The organism is Patescibacteria group bacterium (genome assembly GCA_018817085.1).
In the GTDB taxonomy this organism is placed as follows: domain Bacteria; phylum Patescibacteriota; class WWE3; order CG2-30-40-12; family CG2-30-40-12; genus CG2-30-40-12.
This window is the reverse complement of sequence record JAHIUT010000044.1, coordinates 1-3,430: the sequence shown is the minus strand read 5'-3', so window position 1 is coordinate 3,430 and position 3,430 is coordinate 1. Positions and strand designations below refer to the sequence as shown.

The 3,430-nt window shown below is 40.8% G+C and carries 4 protein-coding genes and 2 tRNA genes; all 6 read left to right on the top strand.

The genetic code is table 11. The features are described 5' to 3' along the window. A partial coding sequence (locus KJ678_03140) for a ComEC/Rec2 family competence protein (GenBank protein ID MBU1017127.1) occupies positions 1-1,235 on the top strand: 1,235 nt, incomplete at its 5' end. Continuing rightward, positions 1,199-2,026: an MBL fold metallo-hydrolase gene (locus KJ678_03135; protein ID MBU1017126.1), complete on the top strand. Its 828-nt coding sequence runs from the start codon at positions 1,199-1,201 to the stop codon at positions 2,024-2,026. The genes KJ678_03140 and KJ678_03135, both read left to right, overlap by 37 nt. A gap of 123 nt (positions 2,027-2,149) precedes the next feature. Further along, a tRNA-Ala gene (locus tag KJ678_03130) sits at positions 2,150-2,222 on the top strand. An 18-nt stretch (positions 2,223-2,240) separates the two neighbouring features. Continuing rightward, positions 2,241-2,837 (top strand): nucleoside-diphosphate kinase, encoded by a 597-nt coding sequence (locus KJ678_03125; protein ID MBU1017125.1) that lies wholly within the window; start codon positions 2,241-2,243, stop codon positions 2,835-2,837. Positions 2,838-2,957: 120 nt separating this feature from the next. After that, a tRNA-Ser gene (locus tag KJ678_03120) sits at positions 2,958-3,045 on the top strand. Positions 3,046-3,148: 103 nt separating this feature from the next. After that, a partial coding sequence (locus tag KJ678_03115; GenBank protein ID MBU1017124.1) for a hypothetical protein occupies positions 3,149-3,430 on the top strand: 282 nt, incomplete at its 3' end.

Sequence of the window (3,430 nt, the reverse complement as noted above, 5' to 3'; positions counted from 1 at the left end):
TATCCTTTCTCTTACTCATATTCGCTTTGATATTTCTAGAACTCTCTGTTCTCCGTTTCAAATCTGCCCTTGCTTACAGAAACACTGTTCTTGCCGAAAGCGAAGCGGTCCTGCCGTTAAAAAATGACCCCGCGCTTTACGGTAACGGTTACCAAATTTTAGATTTTGGATATTTTAAGGCCGGAACATATTCCAAAGAGACCTTTAGGGTAGGGGACACCCTGAATATAAAATCAGAACCTATCTGCAGTGACGAAAAGTGCGACACCACCTATAGAAAAGCGTCTTTTATAAGAAAGGTGGGGGAAACTCGGTATGCGGGAATTATGCGGGTATTTTCAAGGGTACGAAGTAAAATAAACGATATTTACATTAGGAATTTGTCTTCTCCTTATGCGGAGCTTTTGGCTGGAATGACCTTGGGGATAAAAAACCTGCCCGAAAAATTTAACGAGGATTTAATAAAAACAGGAGTGATTCATGTGGTTGTTGTGTCTGGTTTTAATGTGTCTTTGGTAATTTCCGCGCTTTTTCCTCTTTTGCTGTTTTTGGGCAGAAAAGCGTCTCTCGCCGTTTCTTTTCTGGGAGTGTTATTGTTTGTTTTTTTAGTAGGCTTTGAACCCCCTATTATAAGAGCGGCGATAATGGGTTTGATTATGCTTTATGGAAAGTATAAAGGGCGGGAGAAAAATGTTTTGGGGGTTCTTTTGCTGGCGGCATTTGTGATGATTTTTATTAGCCCTCTCATTATTTATAGTTTGAGTTTTATTTTAAGTTTTTTAGCTACTCTTGGATTAATAGCTTTGTCTCCGCTGGTTAAAAAATATGTAAAATTAAAGTTTTATGGGTTGGAGGAAGACTTTGTTTCAACTATGAGTGCCCAAATAATGGTTTGGCCTATCATCTCTTATTATTTTGGAAGAATTAGCGTAGTGAGTCCTTTAGTTAATGTGCTTGTTTTGTGGGTAGTTCCTTTGGCTACGGTAATGGGGTTTTTGTATATGGCGACCGCTTTTATTTTGGAGGTTGTAAAATTTAAATTAGCGCTTTTTGTTGTTAGTTTAGTTGTAAAAATTCCGTTGGTGTATTTTTCGCAGGTGGTGAGTCTTTTTGCTAATTTAAGTTTTTCGCAAATAGAGTTCCAAGTAACAAAAGGGTTTATGGCGATTTATTATTTAGTTTTGGCAGTTTCAGTGTTATGGCTGATAAAGAAAAAAGAACTCGTATTGCGATAAGAGTTTTTCTTGTGGCGATTTTTTTAATACCCCTCGCCTTGGTACGGTACAAAAGTTCTTTTGGGGGCGAAACTTTTTTAGAGATTACCGTTTTGGATGTAGGGCAGGGGGATGCTATTTTAATTAAGACTCCGCATAACAAAAAAATTCTTATAGATGGCGGTCCCGATGGCGGTGTGGTAGGGAAGATACCGCAGGATTTTCCATTTTTTTCTTGTTATGTAGACATTGTGTTATCCACCCATTCGCATAGTGACCATATTACGGGAATAAACGCGATTTTAAAAAGGTGCGCCACTCCCCTATTTATAATAAACGACATCGGTCCTTTAGAAAATCGTCCTAATGAAAATGTGGCAATTACGCCCGGATTTAGTGGCGATAAATTTTCTTTAGACGGAGTTAATTTTTATATTCTTTGGCCTCCGAAAGATTTTTCATCCTCGGATTTAAACAATATGTCCATAGTGGTGTTGATGGAATATAAAGGGTTTAAGGCTCTTTTTACAGGAGACGCGGAAAGCGATATTCTTGTTTCTGTGGTTAAGGATGACATAGATTTTCTTAAATCTCCTCACCACGGCTCTTACGACGAAGGCTTGGAAACCTTGCTATCAAAGGTGACACCTGCGATTATGGCGATATCTGTGGGCAAAAATTCTTTTGGTCACCCCTCTTTGCAAGTTTTGGGAATAGCGGATTCTGCCGATATTGAAGTTTTTAGGACGGACGAAGATGGGGATATTGTTGTTAAGGTTGATTCGGCGGGGAGAGTTTTGGAATTTAACTAAGGAGTATCCTTTGAAAAAGGATACTCCTTTTTTAAGAAGTTATGTTTGAGATTGAAATCCCATTGGACTTATTGAAATTGTGAAGTTATAATATAAGCTAGCCCCGAACCACGCGCTGTGCTTGGGCCGTTAGCTCATTTGGTAGAGCGCTACTATGGCATAGTAGAGGTGAGGAGTTCGATTCTCCTACGGTCCACTAAGGGAGGTGATTTATGTGAAAAACGAAAAAACTTTAGTTGCCGTAAAACCCGATGGCATACAAAGGCATCTTATAGGGGAGGTTATAAAAAGGTTTGAACAGCGAGGACTAAAGCTTATAGCTTGCAAACTTGCTGTTATGACCGAGGAAAAAGTATCGGCGCAATATCCAGACGAGGAGTGGTGGTATAAGAGTAATGGCGAGAACATCCTTAAAAATATGAAAGCTCGTGGAGAATCCACTGAAGGCATAAATCCAATAGAGTTGGGAAAAAGAACTCGCGGTCGTCTTTTAAAGGGGTATGCGAACAAGCCTATTCTTGTTATGATTTGGCAGGGGGCGAATGCGGTGGCGGTGGCGCGAAAAGTAATAGGGTCCACTAATCCTTTAACGGCGGATGTAGGCACTATTAGAGGCGATTTTACTATTGAGTCGTATGAATTGGCGGATAGTTTAGACGAGCCGGTTCGCAACATTGTTCACGCTTCGGGTTCTGTAAAAGAGGCGGAAGATGAGATAAAGCTTTGGTTTAAAAAGGAGGAGATTTTAGATTACGCGCTTTTAGTGGAAACGGTTTTGTACGGGAGTGAATGGGGATATACGAGAAGTTAGTTTTAGGGAAAGCATGCCCCTATAGCTCAATGGACAGAGCAGTCGCGTCCTAAGCGAGAGATGCGGGTTCGATTCCTGCTGGAGGCACAAAGCTTTTGAAATAAAAGAAAGTATAGAGTTGGAGGGGTCGCATAGTGGCCTAGTGCGACGGTCTTGAAAACCGTTATCCGCCTTTGGTGGATCGAGAGTTCGAATCTCTCCCCCTCCGCCCATTAAACAATTGACCCCACTGACACACTTTGGTATAATAACTTCACTTTGTACTTGCGCATTTCCCAGGAAGTGGGGGCTTTTTCAAAGGAGGTATGGAAATGGAGAAGAGGCGGGTAATTTGGATGGCGATTTGGATGGCGATTTGTGTGCTTATCTTAGTGGCCCTGTTTTTTTTGCCGTTTTCTAGGGATAAAATTATAATGGGTAGTGATGTGGAGTTTGTGACAGATCTTAATCATACGCTTATTGTTAGTGCTGAAGTAGTTACAGTAGAGGCAGCGTCATTGTACAGGCCTTTTGCGGTTAGAACATCAAATGGCGAAAGTATTGTGAGTGTACCTATGACACTTCCGCTTGGGGTTAAAGGTTTTGAAGATAAT